This window comes from Serratia proteamaculans (assembly GCF_004684015.1).
Classification (GTDB): Bacteria; Pseudomonadota; Gammaproteobacteria; order Enterobacterales; family Enterobacteriaceae; genus Serratia; species Serratia proteamaculans_F.
The window spans coordinates 25,965-42,375 of record NZ_SRIA01000020.1 but is presented as its reverse complement, the minus strand read 5'-3'; the positions used below and the strand labels follow the sequence as shown (position 1 = coordinate 42,375).

Below are 16,411 nucleotides of genomic sequence, written 5' to 3'. Positions count from 1 at the left end.
CCATAAAAAAGGCCGGCAAAAGCCGGCCTGTGACATCATGCATCGCGGCAAAATGCCGCGGCGCTTACATCTCGTGCGTAATGATGTTGGGGATGGTGTCATCCTTGCGCAACGTCATTATCTCGCAGCCGTTATCCGTGACCACAATAGTATGCTCATACTGCGCCGACAAGCTGCGATCCTTGGTTTTTACCGTCCAGCCGTCTTTCATGGTACGGATGCGGTAATCACCGGCATTGACCATGGGCTCGATGGTGAAGGCCATACCCGCCTGCAACACCACACCGCCGTCATCAGCGTCATAGTGCAGCACCTGCGGTTCCTCGTGGAACACTTCGCCAATGCCGTGGCCGCAGTACTCGCGCACCACCGAGAAATTCTCGGCCTCGACGAATTTCTGGATCTCTTTGCCCAGCGTGCGCAGGCGGATACCCGGTTTCACCATTTTCAGCGACAGATACAGGCTTTCCTGAGTGATGCGGCACAGGCGCTCGCCCAGAATGGTCGGTTTACCGGCGATGAACATTTTGGAAGTGTCGCCGTGGAAACCGTCTTTGATGACGGTGACGTCGATATTAACGATGTCGCCGTCTTTCAGGACTTTGTCATCGCTCGGGATGCCGTGGCAGACCACTTCATTCACCGAGATACACACGGATTTCGGGAAGCCGTGGTAGCCCAGACAGGCAGAGATCGCCTGCTGCTGGTTGGTAATGTGATCGTGACAGATACGATCGAGTTCGCCGGTGGTCACGCCAGGTTTGACGTGCGGCTCAATGATTTCCAGCACTTCGGCAGCCAGTCGGCCGGCCACGCGCATTTTTTGGATGTCATCAGGTGTTTTAATTGAGATTGCCATGAAATTCGTCCGCAGGTGTCGTGCTCGCCGACAACAGAAAGAAATAAGAAGCAGTCTCTTATGGTATCAGCCCGGCCAGAGGCTGCCAAATTTGATTTCTCGCCGGCCTTTTCCCGGCAACAAAAGTTGGTGTCTGGGCTGGGTTTATGGTATAAAGCGCGCCGGCAGATCCGTACATCTTCCTTGTGATAATGGCGGAATAGGCCGAAAATACTTTAACTGCACTCACTTTGTGTAAATAACACACACGTATCGGCACATCCGCCGGGGTGCCCTGAGGTGATTTATCACCGCCAGGGTCGGCGTTATGGGATACGTGGAGGCATAACCCCAACTAACTCTATAGAGGTTTAATCATGGCAACTGTTTCCATGCGCGACATGCTCCAGGCCGGTGTACACTTTGGTCACCAGACCCGTTACTGGAACCCGAAAATGAAGCCTTTCATCTTCGGCGCACGTAACAAGGTTCACATCATCAACCTGGAAAAAACCGTACCAATGGCCAACGCAGCACTGGCTGAACTGACCAAGATCTCTTCCCGTAAAGGTAAGATCCTGTTCGTTGGTACCAAGCGCGCAGCAAGCGAAGCGGTAAAAGAATATGCTAACACCTGCGACCAGTTCTTCGTGAACCATCGCTGGTTGGGCGGCATGCTGACTAACTGGAAAACCGTTCGTCAGTCAATCAAGCGTTTGAAAGATCTGGAAATCCAGTCTCAAGATGGCACCTTTGACAAGCTGACCAAGAAAGAGGCGCTGATGCGTACTCGCGAACTGGCCAAGCTGGAAAACTCCCTGGGTGGTATCAAGGACATGGGTGGTCTGCCTGACGCTCTGTTCGTCATCGATGCTGATCACGAACACATCGCGATCAAAGAAGCCAACAACCTGGGTATCCCGGTATTCTCTATCGTTGATACCAACTCCGATCCAGACGGCGTTGACTTCATCATCCCTGGTAACGACGATGCAATCCGTGCAATCAAATTGTACCTGACTGCCGTTGCTGCCGCCGTCCGTGAAGGTCGTTCTCAAGATCTGGCCGTTCAAGCGGAAGAAAGCTTCGTAGAAGCTGAATAATAAGGCAAGCTCGTCACTGAGCCCTTATTAACCAGGTATTGAATATGTTGGTTAGGGGGGCCTTTATAGGCCCCCTTTGCTTATCTGAATGAGAACTGTCTCCACGTGAGATAACCGAGGAAAAAGAAATGGCTGATATTACCGCTGCTCTGGTAAAAGAACTGCGTGAGCGTACTGGCGCTGGCATGATGGATTGTAAAAAAGCTCTGGTTGAGTCTAACGGCGACATCGAGCTGGCAATCGAAAACATGCGTAAATCTGGTGCGATCAAAGCGGCGAAAAAAGCAGGCAACGTAGCTGCTGACGGCGTGATCAAAACCAAGATTGAAGGCAACTACGGTCTGATCCTGGAAGTTAACTGCCAGACTGACTTCGTAGCTAAAGATGCTGGTTTCCAGGCATTCGCTGACAAAGTGCTGGATGCGGCTTTTGCCGGCAAAATCACTGACGTTGAAGTGTTGAAAGCACAGTTCGAAGAAGAACGTGTAGCGCTGGTTGCAAAAATCGGTGAGAACATCAACATCCGTCGCGTTGCTTCCCTGGAAGGCGAAGTACTGGGCAGCTACCTGCACGGCGCGCGTATCGGCGTTCTGATCGCCGCTACCGGTGCTGACGAAGAGCTGGTTAAGCAAATTGCCATGCACGTTGCGGCAAGCAAGCCTGAATTCGTTAAGCCTGAAGACGTGTCTGCTGACGTGGTAGAAAAAGAGTACCAGGTTCAGCTGGACATCGCCATGCAGTCTGGCAAGCCGAAAGAAATCGCTGAGAAAATGGTTGAAGGCCGCATGAAGAAATTCACCGGCGAAGTTTCCCTGACCGGTCAGCCTTTCGTTATCGAACCAAGCAAAACCGTTGGCCAGGCTCTGAAAGAGCACAACGCTGACGTGGTTAACTTCATCCGCTTCGAAGTGGGCGAAGGCATCGCTAAAGTTGAGAATGACTTTGCTGCTGAAGTTGCAGCAATGAGCAAGCAGTCTTAATGACTGTTAATGGGGCCGCCGTCTGGCGGTTCCATTTTATCCAGCCAGAATTACACCGGTGGCAAGCCCTGTGGCATGATACACAGCACAGGCGCGTTTCATCGGCTGAAATCCCCAATACTAATACTGCTTCTTAGGACAGATCACCATGGCAACCAATGCAAAACCCGTATATCAGCGTATTCTGCTTAAACTGAGTGGCGAAGCCCTGCAAGGTGCAGAAGGTTTTGGTATCGACGCTAGCGTTTTGGATCGCATGGCTCAGGAAGTTAAAGAGCTGGTCGAACTGGGAATTCAGGTCGGTGTAGTTATTGGCGGCGGTAACCTGTTCCGCGGCGCGGGCCTGGCACAAGCCGGCATGAACCGCGTAGTGGGCGACCACATGGGAATGCTGGCTACCGTGATGAACGGCTTGGCCATGCGTGATGCACTGCACCGTGCCTATGTGAACGCTCGCCTGATGTCGGCAATTCCGTTGAACGGCGTGTGCGACAACTACAGCTGGGCCGAGGCGATCAGCCTGCTGCGTAATAATCGCGTGGTGATCTTCTCCGCCGGTACCGGCAACCCGTTCTTCACTACCGATTCTGCGGCGTGCCTGCGTGGGATCGAGATTGAAGCGGATGTGGTATTGAAAGCGACTAAAGTGGATGGTGTATACTCCGCTGACCCGGTTAAAAATCCGGATGCCACACTGTATGAACATATAACCTATCAGGACGTGTTGGAACGTGAGCTGAAAGTGATGGATCTGGCGGCATTTACGCTGGCTCGCGATCACGGCCTGCCAATCCGCGTATTCAACATGAACAAGCCGGGTGCGCTGCGCCGGGTAGTGATGGGTGAAAACGAAGGCACGCTGATCAGCAAATAAGGCTGGTCTGCCAAATTTAGCGGGAGCGGGTAACGCCAGGCGTAGCGCGCTTCCCTTGAGTAAAATTCACGGGCTATACTGTGGTATGGCCTGCCAAGTATCCAGCTTTCAAGGGTTCGCAACGTGATTAATGAAATCAGAAAAGATGCTGATTCACGCATGGAAAAAAGCGTAGAAGCATTCAAAAACCAAATCAGTAAAATCCGTACCGGCCGTGCTTCTCCAAGCATCCTCGACGGCATCATGGTGGAATACTATGGTTCCGCCACGCCGCTGCGTCAGTTGGCCAGCGTGACCGTTGAAGACTCCCGTACTCTGGCCATCAACCTGTTTGATCGCTCCCTGGGTTCAGCGGTAGAAAAAGCCATCATGGCTTCAGATCTCGGCCTGAACCCAAGCTCAGCCGGCAGCGTGATCCGCGTTCCTCTGCCTCCACTGACCGAAGAGCGTCGTAAAGACCTGATCAAGGTAGTACGTAACGAAGCAGAGCAGGGCCGTGTGGCGGTTCGTAACGTGCGCCGCGATGCCAACGACAAAGTTAAGGCGCTGCTGAAAGACAAGGAAATCAGTGAAGATGAAGATCGTCGTTCACAGGACGACGTTCAGAAACTGACCGATGCCTATATCAAACTGCTGGATGCCGCTCTGGCAGAGAAAGAAAAAGAGCTGATGGATTTCTAATCAGCATCACGCAGAAAAAAGCGTCGCCTGGGCGGCGCTTTGTTTTTTGTGGCGCAGATCCCGTTTCATCGTACTGATTGATCATGGACAAGTGGTGGCCAAGGTTACACACTGGAGCACCTCCGATCTCATCAGACAGTTATTCAGAGTGAGCTCATGAAGCAACTGACTATTCTTGGTTCCACCGGCTCAGTGGGGACCAGTACCCTGGCCGTGGTCAGGGAAAATCCCGACCGTTTTGCGATTAAAGCGCTGGTTGCCGGCCGCAATGTCGCAGTCATGGCACAACAGTGCATCGAGTTTCGCCCGACCTATGCCGCGATGGCGGACGAAGGGGCTGCGCGTGAACTGCGTATTCTGCTGGCGGAAAACGGTATTGCCACAGAGGTCATGGCGGGCGAGAAGGCGGCCTGTGAGTTGGCCGCATTGGACGACGTCGACCAGGTCACGGCTGCCATTGTTGGCGCTGCTGGACTGTTACCTACGCTGGCGGCAATTCGTGCCGGCAAGCAGGTGTTGCTGGCGAACAAAGAATCGCTGGTCACTTGCGGGCGTCTGTTTATGGACGCGGTGCAACAGAGCAAGACGCAGTTACTGCCGCTGGACAGCGAACATAACGCCATTTTTCAGAGTTTGCCTGAGAGTATTCAGCGTCAGTTGGGATACTCTTCATTAGAGAGTCATGGTGTGTCACGCATCGTGCTTACCGGCTCTGGCGGCCCGTTCCGTACCACGCCGTTGGAGCAGTTCGACACGATGACGCCGGATCAAGCCTGTGCCCATCCCAATTGGTCAATGGGGCGCAAGATCTCGGTGGACTCCGCCACCATGATGAACAAAGGACTGGAATATATTGAGGCCCGTTGGCTGTTTAACGCCTCGGCCGAACAAATGGAAGTGATTCTGCATCCGCAGTCGGTGATCCACTCGATGGTGCGTTACACCGATGGCAGCGTACTGGCCCAGTTGGGCACGCCGGATATGCGTACGCCGATCGCCCATGCGATGGCTTATCCTCAGCGGGTTAATTCCGGTGTGGAAGCGCTGGATTTCTGCCGCATTGGTTCGCTGACCTTTGCCGAACCTGAACGGAAGCGTTATCCCTGCCTGTATCTGGCTATTGAAGCCTTTGATGCCGGTCAGGCGGCGACTACCGCACTGAATGCGGCTAACGAAGTGGCCGTGGCGGCTTTCCTGCAGGAGCAGATTCGCTTTACCGATATCGCGGCAGTGAACCAAAAAGTAGTCGAACGGCTGTCATTGCAGGAACCGTCCTGCATTGATGCGGTCTTAGAAATAGATCGCCAGGCGCGTGAGGTTGCGGTTGGATTGGTTAAATCACTGCATAACTGATACCGGCAATTATCCTATTTTGTTCGCAAATTACGCGTGCCGCAGTGGGGCCGTTTGTTCAGGCCCTGCTGAGGTGGTATAGTCTGCGCCACCTTTCAGCGGTTATACCGTTGAATTATGGCCTGATTGACATCTCGAATGCCGATAGCGCAGCGCAGATTACCGGCTGTCGCAAGGCAGACTGAAAAGCCGTGTCGGGCACACGGCTTTTTTTGCGCGTAAGGGCCTGATGTTCCGGAAGGGCAGTTGTATTTCTATTGAGGAAATAAGTACGAGTTATGTCGTCCGCAAATCAACAAGAGGCTAATCTGTCCACTCTGGGGCCACGACATGTCGCCATTATTATGGACGGCAACGGGCGCTGGGCAAAACGTCAGGGTAAGTTACGTGTCTTCGGTCATAAAGCAGGGGTGAAATCGGTGCGTCGCGCGGTCAGTTTTGCTGCCAACAACCATTTAGATGCGCTCACGCTTTATGCCTTCAGCAGCGAAAACTGGAATCGTCCGGTGCAGGAAGTTTCCGCTTTGATGGAGCTTTTTGTCCGAGCCTTGGACAGTGAAGTAAAAAGCCTGCATAAACATAATGTCAGACTGCGAGTGATCGGCGACATCAGCCGTTTCAGCACGCGTTTGCAGGAGCGGATCCGTCGCTCCGAGCAACTGACAGAAAATAACGATGGCCTGACGCTCAACATTGCTGCCAACTACGGCGGCCGTTGGGATATTATTCAGGGAGTAAGGGAGCTGGCTGAGCAGGTGAAGGATGGTTCACTGCGTCCGGATCAAATCAGCGAAGAGTTACTGGGTGAGCGGATCTGCATGAACGATCTGTCGCCGGTGGATTTGGTGATCCGTACCGGTGGCGAACATCGCATCAGTAACTTCTTGCTGTGGCAAATTGCTTATGCCGAACTTTACTTTACTGATGTACTCTGGCCTGATTTTGATGAACTTGTCTTTGAAGGTGCGCTGAATGCATTTGCACAACGCGAGCGTCGCTTCGGGGGAACAACACCTATCGGCGCCAATGCGTCCTAGGGGGAACTTTTGCTGAAGTATCGCCTCATAACTGCTCTGATCTTAATTCCGATTGTTATCGCGGCGCTGTTTTTGCTGCCGCCGGTGGGCTTTGCCCTGGTAACACTCGTGGTGTGCATGTTAGCTGCCTGGGAGTGGGGCCAACTGGCCGGATTTACCTCCCGCTCGCAGCGTATCTGGTTGGCGATATTGTGCGGCTTTCTGCTGGCGTTGATGATGCTCAGTATTCCGGCCTATCATCAGTCGGTCCATTTACCTCAGGTAGGCGGGTCGCTGTGGCTGTCAATGGCCTGGTGGCTGGCGGCGCTGTTGCTGGTGCTGTTCTATCCCGGCTCGGCTGCACTGTGGCGTAACTCACGCCCGATACGTCTGGTTTTCGGTCTGCTGACCATAGTGCCGTTCTTCTGGGGTATGCTATCGCTGCGCCAGTTCGGCTACGAACAAAACCACTTCACCGGTGCCTGGTGGCTGCTGTATGTGATGTTGCTGGTTTGGGGCGCGGATTCCGGTGCCTACATGTTCGGCAAACTGTTTGGCAAGCATAAGCTGGCACCCAAAGTTTCTCCGGGGAAAACCTGGGAAGGGCTGGTCGGTGGCCTGATTACTTCGGCCCTGATATCCTGGCTGTTTGGTCGTTATGCCCCACTGAATGTGGTGCCGACAACCTTACTGATTTGTTCGGTGATTGCCGTGCTGGCCTCCGTGCTGGGCGATCTTACCGAGAGCATGTTCAAACGCGAAGCGGGTATCAAAGACAGCGGTCATTTGATACCGGGTCATGGCGGCATACTGGATCGTATCGATAGCCTGACCGCAGCAGTGCCTGTATTTGCCTGCCTGATGCTGTTAGTGTTTTAATCCGTCAATGGCGGGGAGTGAAGGGATTATGGTTAGCGTGCTCTGGAACTTAGTCGCATTTCTTGTTGCGCTCGGTGTATTGATCACCGTGCACGAGTTCGGGCACTTTTGGGTCGCCCGTCGCTGCGGCGTCCGTGTAGAACGCTTCTCCATCGGTTTTGGCCGCGCCTTATGGCGTCGTACCGACCGTCAGGGTACGGAGTACGTTATTGCCCTGATCCCGCTAGGCGGCTATGTGAAGATGCTCGATGAGCGGGTTGATTCGGTCGCACCGGAACTCCGCCATCAGGCGTTTAACAACAAAACCGTTTGGCAGCGTGCCGCTATCATCAGTGCCGGTCCTATCGCCAATTTCCTGTTTGCTATCCTTGCTTACTGGCTGGTCTTCATTATCGGCGTGCCCAGTTTCCGTCCGGTAATCGGTGAAATCGCCCCCCAATCGATTGCAGCCCACGCTGAAATTTCGCCTGGAATGGAACTTAAGTCTGTAGATGGCATCGAAACGCCTGATTGGGAATCAGTTCGTCTGGCGCTGGTGGCGAAGATTGGCGACGCAGAAACCGAGGTAGGTATCGCGCCGTTTGGTTCGTCCAGTGTGGTGACCAAAACCCTGGATTTGCGCCAGTGGAATTTTGAGCCGGACAAACAGGATCCCGTGGTGGCGTTGGGTATCATTCCACGCGGCCCGCAGATAGAATCTGTCCTTGCCGAAGTGCAGCCGGGGTCGGCAGCGCAAAAGGCGGGTTTACAAGCGGGGGACAGGATCGTTAAAGTCGATGGTCAGCTATTGGGTCGTTGGCAAACGTTGGTGAAACGGATCCACAACGGTCCAGGGCAACCGCTGGCTTTAGAGATCGAAAGAAACGGCGCCCCCTTGTCTTTGACGCTGATACCGGATACAAAGCCGGTGGGAAAAGACAAATCGGTGGGTTTTGCCGGCATCATTCCGAAAGTGTTGCCGCTGCCGGACGAGTATAAGACGATTCGCCAGTATGGACCTTTCCCGGCGCTGTATCAGGCCGGGGACAAGACCTGGCAGCTTATGAGCCTTACGGTCAAAATGCTGGGTAAATTAATAACCGGTGATGTAAAGCTGAACAACCTGAGTGGCCCGATTTCGATTGCACAGGGAGCAGGGGCGTCAGCTGGGGTCGGGTTTGTGTATTATCTGATGTTCCTGGCGTTGATCAGTGTCAACCTGGGTATCATCAACCTGTTCCCATTACCGGTGTTAGATGGTGGGCATCTCCTCTTCCTGGCGATAGAAAAGCTGAAGGGTGGGCCGGTTTCCGAGCGAGTACAGGACTACAGTTACCGCATAGGTTCGATCGTGTTGGTGCTTTTAATGGGTCTTGCACTTTTCAATGATTTTTCTCGTCTTTAGGGGCGGGGATAGGTTAGGAAGAACGCATAACAACGATGGCGATGAAAAAGTTGCTCATAGCGTCGCTGCTGTTTGGCAGCGCCACCGTATACGGTGCAGACGGGTTCGTAGTGAAGGATATTCATTTCGAAGGCCTGCAGCGAGTCGCCGTCGGTGCGGCGTTACTCAACATGCCGGTTCGCGTAGGCGATACCGTCTCTGACGATGATATCAGTAATACCATCCGTGCCTTGTTTGCCACTGGCAACTTCGAGGACGTTCGCGTGCTGCGCGATGGTAATACGCTGATTGTTCAGGTTAAGGAACGCCCTACCATTGCCAGCATCACTTTCTCCGGCAACAAGTCGGTGAAAGATGACATGCTCAAGCAAAACCTGGAAGCCTCTGGCGTCCGGGTTGGCGAAGCGCTCGACCGCACCACGATATCCAGCATTGAAAAAGGGCTGGAAGACTTCTACTACAGCGTCGGTAAATACAGTGCCTCGGTGAAAGCCATTGTCACGCCATTGCCGCGTAACCGTGTTGACCTGAAACTGGTGTTCACGGAAGGGGTTTCCGCCAAGATTCAACAAATCAACATTGTCGGCAACCATGCCTTCACCAATGATGAACTGATTTCACGCTTCCAACTGCGTGATGAAGTGCCGTGGTGGAACGTGGTGGGCGATCGCAAATACCAGAAGCAAAAGCTGGCGGGCGACCTCGAAACCCTGCGCAGTTTCTATCTGGACCGCGGCTACGCGCGCTTTAATATTGATTCGACGCAGGTCAGCCTGACGCCGGACAAAAAAGGCATCTACATCACCATCAATATCACAGAAGGCGAGCAATACAAGCTCACTGACGTGGTGGTGAACGGCAATCTGGCCGGCCACTCGGCGGAAGTTGCCCAGTTGACCAAAATTGAGCCAGGTGAGCTGTATAACGGCAGTAAAGTGACCAAAATGGAAGACAACATCAAAACGATGTTGGGCCGTTACGGTTACGCTTACCCGCGTGTTTCTACCCAGCCTGAAATCAACGACGCGGATAAAACCGTGAAGCTGCACGTGAATATTGATGCGGGTAACCGTTTCTATGTCCGTCGCATCAAGTTTGAAGGCAACGATACCAGTAAAGATTCCGTACTGCGCCGTGAAATGCGTCAGATGGAAGGTGCGTGGTTGGGTAATGCTCAGGTAGAGCAGGGCAAAGAACGTCTGAACCGTTTGGGCTATTTTGAAACGGTAGATGTGGAAACCCAACGCGTTCCGGGCACTGCGGATCAGGTTGATGTCACCTACAAGGTGAAAGAGCGTAACACCGGTACCTTCAACTTCGGCGTCGGCTACGGCACCGAGAGCGGCGTGAGCTTCCAGGCAGGCGTTCAACAGGACAACTGGCTGGGGACCGGCTATTCCGTCGGCATCAGCGGGACCAAGAACGATTACCAGACTTACACCGAACTGTCGGTAACCAACCCGTACTTCACCGTTGACGGTGTGAGTTTGGGTGGCCGTATCTTCTACAACGACTTTAAAGCCGATGACGCGGACCTGTCCGACTATACCAACAAGAGTTACGGTATAGACGGTACCCTGGGCTTCCCGATCAACGAAAACAACTCGTTGCGTACCGGTCTGGGTTACGTGCATAACGGCTTGTCCAACATGCAGCCGCAGATTGCCATGTGGCGTTATCTGGACTCGATGGGTCTGAATCCTAACACCACCGATCGCGCCAGCTATTCTGCCGATGACTTCACGTTGAACCTGGGTTGGACCTACAACAACCTTGACCGTGGTTATTTCCCAACTTCGGGTAACCGCACTACGCTCAATGGTAAAGTCACCATTCCAGGCTCGGATAACGAATACTACAAGCTGACGCTGGACAGTGTGCAATACGTTCCGATCAACGACGATCGTACCTGGGTGCTGTTGGGTCGTGGCCGTCTGGGTTATGCAGATGGTCTGGGCGGCAAAGAAATGCCGTTCTACGAAAACTTCTACGCCGGTGGTTCCAGCACCGTGCGTGGTTTCGGCTCCAACACCATTGGTCCAAAAGCTGCGTACTACAACTCCAACTCGTATAGCTGTACCAATGGTGCTGCTGTGTGTAGTTCAGACGATGCGGTAGGCGGTAACGCCATGGCAGTCGCCAGTATGGAATTGATCACACCAACGCCATTCATCAGCGAGAAATACGCCAACTCAGTGCGTACTTCCCTGTTCGTGGATGCGGGTACCGTGTGGGATACCAACTGGCAGAATACTGCGCAGACCAGCATGTACGATATTCCGGACTACAGTAAGGCGAGCAACATCCGCGTTTCTGCCGGTATTGCCTTGCAGTGGATGTCACCTTTGGGTCCGTTGGTGTTCTCCTATGCCAACCCGATCAAGAAATACGAAGGCGACAAGTCAGAACAGTTCCAGTTTAACATTGGCAAGACCTGGTAACAGGTCCGGCTTCTGGGCATAGCAGTTATTAAGAATCGCAAATGCCAGGCGCTCGTCGGAGCACAGAGAGATGATTCTCATTGTTTTGCGGGATAAGTCTGGCAGATTGTGTACTTCAAGTGTCATATGACACAAATGGGTGATGGTAAGGAGTTTATAGTGAAAAAGTGGTTGTGTGCCGCAGGCCTCGGTTTAGCAATGGCTGCTTCAGCTGGCGTTCAGGCAGCAGATAAGATCGCTGTAGTTAACGTCTCCAGCATTTTCCAACAGTTGCCGGCTCGTGAAACCGTAGCTAAACAGCTGGAAAACGAGTTTAAAGGCCGTGCGGGTGAGCTTCAGAACATGGAGCGTAGCCTTCAGACCAAAATGCAACGTTTGCAGCGTGATGGCGCTACCATGAAAGCCAGCGATCGCAGCAAGATGGAAAAAGACGTGATGGCACAGCGCGAGCAGTTCTCTCAGAAAGCACAGGCTTTTGAGCAGGACAACCGTCGCCGTCAGATGGAAGAGCGTAACAAAATCCTGAGCCGTATTCAGGACGCTGTGAAATCTGTTGCCAGCAAAGAAGGCTACGACGTAGTTATCGATGCTAACGCTGTTGCCTACGCAGGGACTTCTAAAGACATCACTGCTGACGTGCTGAAACAGGTTAAATAACAACATGCCTTCAATTCGACTGGCTGATCTAGCGCAGCAGTTGGATGCACAATTGCACGGTGATGGCGATCTCGTCATCACCGGCATTGCTTCTATGCATTCGGCACAGGCTGGCCAAATCACGTTTTTGTCAAACAGCCGCTATCAAGAGCAGCTGGCTTCCTGCCAGGCAAGCGCAGTAGTGCTTACCGAGGCGGATTTACCACACTGTCGTTCTGCGGCGCTGGTGGTTAAAAACCCTTACCTGACTTACGCGCGCATGGCGCAACTGATGGATACCACGCCGTCCCCGGCTCAGGATATCGCGCCAAGCGCGGTTATCTCACCTGAAGCCACTCTGGGTCAGCAGGTTGCCATTGGGGCCAATGCGGTGATCGAGTCGGGCGCAGTGCTTGGCGATAACGTGGTTATCGGCCCTGGCTGCTTCATCGGCAAACGTGCGCGCATTGGCGCGGGGACACGTCTGTGGGCGAACGTAACGATTTATCATGAAGTCGAGATCGGCCAACGCTGCCTGATCCAATCAGGTACCGTGATTGGTGCTGATGGTTTCGGCTATGCCAACGAACGTGGCGAGTGGATAAAAATTCCTCAGTTGGGCACGGTAATTATCGGCGATCGCGTCGAGATTGGTGCTTGCACCACCATTGACCGCGGCGCGCTGGATAACACCCAGATCGGGAATGGTGTTATCATCGACAACCAATGCCAGATTGCACATAACGTGGTGATTGGCGACAATACTGCCGTCGCCGGCGGTGTGATCATGGCAGGCAGCTTGAAAATCGGCCGCTACTGCCAGATCGGCGGAGCCAGCGTGATCAACGGTCACATGGAGATCGCCGACAAGGTTGTTGTCACCGGAATGGGAATGGTTATGCGACCAATCACCGAACCTGGGGTATACTCTTCGGGCATTCCGTTACAACCCAACAAAGTTTGGCGTAAAACCGCTGCGTTGGTGATGAATATCGATGAGATTAGCAAGCGCTTAAAAGCTGTCGAACGAAAAGTCGGAAAAGACTAATCACTACCGCCCGCCTCGCTGGGTACAAAACGAAACGCGTTGGTCATGAGACCAAAAGCGCAAAGAGTTGTTAATTTGCGGCCTGCATGACTTCCTCCTTATTGGGGGCAGCGCAGGCCGTGTTGTTGATGCCATCAGTTTTTAGAGACAGGAAGAGTATTTTGACTACTGACACTCATACTCTGGATATTGCAGAAATTTTAGAGTTGCTTCCTCACCGTTACCCGTTCTTGCTGGTCGATCGCGTCCTCGAGTTTGAGGAGCACAAATTCCTGCGTGCGGTGAAGAACGTATCTGTAAATGAGCCGTTTTTCCAGGGACACTTCCCTGGTAAGCCGATTTTCCCAGGCGTATTGATTCTGGAAGCCATGGCGCAGGCCACCGGTATTCTGGCGTTTAAAAGCGTCGGCAAACTGGAGCCGGGCGAGTTGTATTACTTTGCCGGTATCGACGAAGCTCGCTTCAAACGTCCGGTAGTGCCTGGTGATCAAATGATCATGGAAGTCACCTTTGAGAAAACTCGTCGTGGTTTGACGCGCTTTAAAGGCGTGGCGACCGTCGACGGCAAAATTGTCTGCGAAGCAACCATGATGTGTGCGCGCAGCCGGGAGGCTTAATCCGTGATCGACAAAACCGCCTTTATCCATCCTAGCGCGATTATTGAAGAAGGCGCCGTTATCGGCGCTGGTGCGCACATCGGTCCCTTCTGCTACGTCGGCTCCCAGGTGGAAATCGGCGAAGGCACGGTACTGAAGTCCCATATCGTGGTGAATGGCCTGACCAAAATCGGCCGCGATAATCAGATCTATCAGTTTGCCTCTATTGGCGAAGTGAATCAGGATCTGAAATACGCGGGTGAACCGACGCGTGTCGAGATTGGCGATCGCAACCGCATCCGCGAAAGCGTCACCATTCATCGCGGTACCGCGCAGGGCACCGGTTTGACCAAGGTAGGTAATGACAACCTGCTGATGGTTAACGTGCATGTCGCGCACGACTGTGTGGTGGGTAACTCCTGTATCCTGGCAAACAACGCCACGCTGGCCGGCCATGTGGAAATTGACGATCATGCCATTATCGGTGGTATGACGGCGATTCATCAGTTCTGCATTATCGGGACTCACGTGATGGTTGGCGGTTGTTCCGGCGTTGCCCAGGACGTGCCTCCTTTTGTCATTGCGCAAGGTAACCACGCCACGCCATTCGGTGTTAACGCCGTTGGCTTGAAGCGTCGTGGTTTTGATAAAGATGAAATGCAGGCAATCCGTAACGCCTACAAAATTCTTTATCGCAGCGAGAAAACGCTGGATGAAGCGAAAACAGAAATCGAAACCCTGGCGAAAGAACAGCCAGTGGTGCAGCAGTTCCTTGATTTCTTTGGCCGTTCTACCCGCGGAATTATTCGCTGACCTATGCAAAATCGTCCATTGACCATCGGATTGGTCGCCGGAGAAACCTCCGGTGACATTCTTGGCGCCGGTTTAATTCGTGCGCTCAAGGCGCAGATCCCAGACGCACGTTTTGTTGGCGTCGCCGGCCCGCTGATGCAGGCTGAAGGCTGCGAAACCTGGTACGAAATGGAAGAGCTGGCGGTAATGGGCGTGGTCGAGGTGCTTGAGCGCCTGCCACGCCTGTTAAAGATCCGCAAGGATCTTACCCGCCGGTTCAGCGAATTGAAGCCGGACGTGTTTGTGGGTATTGACGCGCCGGACTTCAATATCACCCTGGAAGGTCGCCTGAAACAGCGCGGCATCCGTACTATTCACTATGTCAGCCCGTCCGTTTGGGCCTGGCGTCAAAAGCGCGTTTTCAAAATAGGCAAAGCCACCGATCTGGTGTTGGCGTTTCTCCCTTTCGAAAAAGCGTTTTACGATCGTTTCAACGTTCCCTGTCGGTTTATTGGCCATACCATGGCCGACGCCATGCCGCTGCAACCGGACAAATTGGCTGCGCGCGCTAAACTGGGCATTGCCCCTGATGCGCGTTGTCTGGCCCTGCTGCCGGGCAGCCGCGGTGCTGAAGTCGAGATGCTGAGCGCTGACTTCCTGAAGACCGCCCAGTTGCTGCGTACCCGCTACCCCGAGCTGGAATTGGTGGTGCCGTTGGTTAACGCCAAGCGACGCGAGCAGTTCGAACGCATCAAGGCGGAAGTGGCACCTGAGTTAAGGGTCCATTTGCTCAATGGCCAAGGCCGTGAGGCGATGATCGCCAGCGACGCAGCATTGCTGGCCTCTGGCACTGCGGCACTGGAGTGCATGCTGGCCAAATGCCCGATGGTGGTGGGCTACCGCATGAAGCCCTTTACCTTCTGGATAGCGCAGCGGCTGGTGAAGACCCCCTATGTCTCACTGCCCAACCTGTTGGCCGGTCGTGAGATCGTCACCGAGCTGTTGCAGCACGATTGCGTGCCGGACAAGCTGGCGGCGTCTATCATGCCGTTGCTGGAAGATAGCCCGCAAACCGACGAATTGAAACAGACCTTCCTTAACTTGCACCAAAGCATCCGTTGTGGTGCCGATGAACAGGCTGCTCAGGCTGTGTTGGAGCTGGCAAAAGCATGATTGAACCCTTCATTTATCCTGTCGCCACGTTGATTGCCGGCGTGGACGAAGTCGGCCGTGGCCCTTTGGTCGGAGCGGTAGTGACCGCCGCAGTGATCCTCGATCCTGCGCGACCGATAGTTGGGCTGGCGGACTCGAAAAAACTCAGTGAAAAGCGTCGTCTGGCGCTGTATGACGAAATCGTCGAAAAGGCACTCTCCTGGAGTCTGGGGCGTGCTGAGCCGGACGAGATTGACCAACTGAACATTCTGCATGCCACCATGCTGGCGATGCAGCGAGCGGTTGCCGGATTGCATATCGCGCCGGACATGGTATTGATCGACGGTAACCGTTGTCCGAAACTATCGATGCGTTCGCAGGCGGTGGTGAAGGGCGATAGCCGCGTGGCAGAAATCAGCGCCGCGTCCATTCTGGCGAAGGTTACGCGTGACCACGAAATGACCGAGTTGGATCGGGAATTCCCGGACTACGGCTTTGCGCAGCATAAAGGCTACCCAACCGCTTTCCATCTGGAGCGGCTGGCCGCGCTGGGTGCGACCGAGCATCATCGCCGCAGCTTTGCCCCGGTTAGAAGGGTGCTGGCGCTGTAATCTGCCGGCCCTACCCGGGCTGGGCAC

The 16,411-nt window shown here is 53.8% G+C and carries 16 protein-coding genes; 15 read left to right on the top strand and 1 reads right to left on the bottom strand.

Going from position 1 to position 16,411, the window contains the following annotated elements:
* Nucleotides 1–64: 64 nt before the first annotated feature.
* Nucleotides 65–859, bottom strand: a complete 795-nt coding sequence (map, locus tag E5C26_RS19335; protein ID WP_012146495.1) for a type I methionyl aminopeptidase — start codon at nucleotides 857–859, stop codon at nucleotides 65–67.
* 356 nt (nucleotides 860–1,215) lie between these two features.
* On the opposite strand from map, the gene rpsB reads away from it, so the two are divergent.
* The 15 genes from rpsB (at nucleotide 1,216) to rnhB (ending at nucleotide 16,384) form a co-directional block, all read left to right on the top strand.
* On the top strand, nucleotides 1,216–1,941 hold the full coding sequence (rpsB, locus tag E5C26_RS19330) for a 30S ribosomal protein S2 (RefSeq protein ID WP_020828365.1): 726 nt from the start codon (nucleotides 1,216–1,218) through the stop codon (nucleotides 1,939–1,941).
* Nucleotides 1,942–2,069: 128 nt separating this feature from the next.
* On the top strand, nucleotides 2,070–2,921 hold the full coding sequence (tsf, locus tag E5C26_RS19325) for a translation elongation factor Ts (protein WP_135317748.1): 852 nt from the start codon (nucleotides 2,070–2,072) through the stop codon (nucleotides 2,919–2,921).
* Between the two features lie 148 nt (nucleotides 2,922–3,069).
* A complete protein-coding gene (pyrH, locus tag E5C26_RS19320; protein WP_004952223.1) occupies nucleotides 3,070–3,795 on the top strand; it encodes a UMP kinase in 726 nt (241 codons plus the stop codon).
* A gap of 123 nt (nucleotides 3,796–3,918) precedes the next feature.
* Nucleotides 3,919–4,476 (top strand): ribosome recycling factor, encoded by a 558-nt coding sequence (gene frr, locus E5C26_RS19315; protein WP_135317747.1) that lies wholly within the window; start codon nucleotides 3,919–3,921, stop codon nucleotides 4,474–4,476.
* Between the two features lie 156 nt (nucleotides 4,477–4,632).
* Nucleotides 4,633–5,829: a 1-deoxy-D-xylulose-5-phosphate reductoisomerase gene (gene ispC, locus E5C26_RS19310; protein WP_135317746.1), complete on the top strand. Its 1,197-nt coding sequence runs from the start codon at nucleotides 4,633–4,635 to the stop codon at nucleotides 5,827–5,829.
* Between the two features lie 278 nt (nucleotides 5,830–6,107).
* Nucleotides 6,108–6,866, top strand: coding sequence for a (2E,6E)-farnesyl-diphosphate-specific ditrans,polycis-undecaprenyl-diphosphate synthase (ispU, locus tag E5C26_RS19305; RefSeq protein ID WP_012146490.1), 759 nt, complete (start codon nucleotides 6,108–6,110; stop codon nucleotides 6,864–6,866).
* A 9-nt stretch (nucleotides 6,867–6,875) separates the two neighbouring features.
* Nucleotides 6,876–7,724: a phosphatidate cytidylyltransferase gene (gene cdsA / locus E5C26_RS19300; RefSeq protein ID WP_135317745.1), complete on the top strand. Its 849-nt coding sequence runs from the start codon at nucleotides 6,876–6,878 to the stop codon at nucleotides 7,722–7,724.
* Between the two features lie 28 nt (nucleotides 7,725–7,752).
* Nucleotides 7,753–9,108 (top strand): sigma E protease regulator RseP, encoded by a 1,356-nt coding sequence (gene rseP, locus E5C26_RS19295; RefSeq protein WP_012146488.1) that lies wholly within the window; start codon nucleotides 7,753–7,755, stop codon nucleotides 9,106–9,108.
* A gap of 35 nt (nucleotides 9,109–9,143) precedes the next feature.
* Complete coding sequence (gene bamA / locus E5C26_RS19290) at nucleotides 9,144–11,549, top strand: outer membrane protein assembly factor BamA (RefSeq protein ID WP_135317744.1); 2,406 nt, start codon at nucleotides 9,144–9,146, stop codon at nucleotides 11,547–11,549.
* Between the two features lie 159 nt (nucleotides 11,550–11,708).
* On the top strand, nucleotides 11,709–12,206 hold the full coding sequence (gene skp / locus E5C26_RS19285) for a molecular chaperone Skp (protein WP_112347219.1): 498 nt from the start codon (nucleotides 11,709–11,711) through the stop codon (nucleotides 12,204–12,206).
* Nucleotides 12,207–12,210: 4 nt separating this feature from the next.
* A complete protein-coding gene (lpxD, locus tag E5C26_RS19280) occupies nucleotides 12,211–13,233 on the top strand; it encodes a UDP-3-O-(3-hydroxymyristoyl)glucosamine N-acyltransferase (protein ID WP_135317743.1) in 1,023 nt (340 codons plus the stop codon).
* Between the two features lie 161 nt (nucleotides 13,234–13,394).
* A complete protein-coding gene (gene fabZ, locus E5C26_RS19275; protein WP_017893789.1) occupies nucleotides 13,395–13,850 on the top strand; it encodes a 3-hydroxyacyl-ACP dehydratase FabZ in 456 nt (151 codons plus the stop codon).
* Nucleotides 13,851–13,853: 3 nt separating this feature from the next.
* On the top strand, nucleotides 13,854–14,642 hold the full coding sequence (lpxA, locus tag E5C26_RS19270; RefSeq protein ID WP_135317742.1) for an acyl-ACP--UDP-N-acetylglucosamine O-acyltransferase: 789 nt from the start codon (nucleotides 13,854–13,856) through the stop codon (nucleotides 14,640–14,642).
* 3 nt (nucleotides 14,643–14,645) lie between these two features.
* Nucleotides 14,646–15,794: a lipid-A-disaccharide synthase gene (gene lpxB, locus E5C26_RS19265; protein WP_135317741.1), complete on the top strand. Its 1,149-nt coding sequence runs from the start codon at nucleotides 14,646–14,648 to the stop codon at nucleotides 15,792–15,794.
* Nucleotides 15,791–16,384 (top strand): ribonuclease HII, encoded by a 594-nt coding sequence (gene rnhB, locus E5C26_RS19260; RefSeq protein WP_135317740.1) that lies wholly within the window; start codon nucleotides 15,791–15,793, stop codon nucleotides 16,382–16,384. The genes lpxB and rnhB overlap by 4 nt, the downstream gene beginning before the upstream one ends.
* Nucleotides 16,385–16,411 lie beyond the last annotated feature (27 nt).

Excerpts from the sequence above, each read along its gene's own strand:
- map (WP_012146495.1), bottom strand. The coding sequence starts at position 859 with ATGGCAATCTCAATTAAAACACCTGATGACATCCAAAAAATGCGCGTG.
- rpsB (WP_020828365.1), top strand. The coding sequence starts at position 1,216 with ATGGCAACTGTTTCCATGCGCGACATGCTCCAGGCCGGTGTACACTTT.
- tsf (WP_135317748.1), top strand. The coding sequence starts at position 2,070 with ATGGCTGATATTACCGCTGCTCTGGTAAAAGAACTGCGTGAGCGTACT.
- pyrH (WP_004952223.1), top strand. The coding sequence starts at position 3,070 with ATGGCAACCAATGCAAAACCCGTATATCAGCGTATTCTGCTTAAACTG.
- ispC (WP_135317746.1), top strand. The coding sequence starts at position 4,633 with ATGAAGCAACTGACTATTCTTGGTTCCACCGGCTCAGTGGGGACCAGT.
- ispU (WP_012146490.1), top strand. The coding sequence starts at position 6,108 with ATGTCGTCCGCAAATCAACAAGAGGCTAATCTGTCCACTCTGGGGCCA.
- rseP (WP_012146488.1), top strand. The coding sequence starts at position 7,753 with ATGGTTAGCGTGCTCTGGAACTTAGTCGCATTTCTTGTTGCGCTCGGT.
- bamA (WP_135317744.1), top strand. The coding sequence starts at position 9,144 with ATGGCGATGAAAAAGTTGCTCATAGCGTCGCTGCTGTTTGGCAGCGCC.
- lpxD (WP_135317743.1), top strand. The coding sequence starts at position 12,211 with ATGCCTTCAATTCGACTGGCTGATCTAGCGCAGCAGTTGGATGCACAA.
- lpxB (WP_135317741.1), top strand. The coding sequence starts at position 14,646 with ATGCAAAATCGTCCATTGACCATCGGATTGGTCGCCGGAGAAACCTCC.
- rnhB (WP_135317740.1), top strand. The coding sequence starts at position 15,791 with ATGATTGAACCCTTCATTTATCCTGTCGCCACGTTGATTGCCGGCGTG.